This window comes from Serratia sp. 22278 (assembly GCF_052045405.1).
Taxonomy (GTDB): domain Bacteria; phylum Pseudomonadota; class Gammaproteobacteria; order Enterobacterales; family Enterobacteriaceae; genus Serratia; species Serratia marcescens.
The window spans coordinates 1-416 of sequence record NZ_JBQEOW010000037.1 but is presented as its reverse complement, the minus strand read 5'-3'; the positions used below and the strand labels follow the sequence as shown (position 1 = coordinate 416).

The following is a 416-nucleotide window of genomic DNA, read 5'->3' as shown; positions in this document are numbered from 1 at the left end:
AAGGCCCTGGCGTAGGCGGCGAACTTGTCGTTCCAGGCCGCTTCCTTGGCCTGACCGGCTTCTTTGGCGTCCCACTGAGCGTAGATGTCCTGCGGGATTTCAAAGGCGGCGTATTTCCAGCCCAGCGCTTCGCGGGTGGCGGCCACTTCGGCAGCGCCCAGCGCGGCGCCGTGCACGTCATGGGTGCCGGCCTTGTTCGGCGAACCGAAGCCGATAACGGTCTTGCACATCAGCAGTGACGGCTTGTCGGTCACCTTGCGGGCTTCTTCAATCGCGGCCTTGATGGCGTCAGGGTTGTGGCCGTCGACGTTGCGCACCACGTGCCAGCCGTAGGCTTCGAAACGCAGGGCGGTGTCGTCGGTGAACCAGCCGTCGACGTGGCCGTCGATGGAGATGCCGTTGTCATCGTAGAAGGC

Annotated in this window: 1 pseudogene; it reads right to left on the bottom strand. The window is 64.4% G+C overall.

The window, feature by feature from the left end:
• A pseudogene (locus tag ACTJJ6_RS23595) lies at positions 1-416 on the bottom strand (transketolase); the annotation flags it as partial.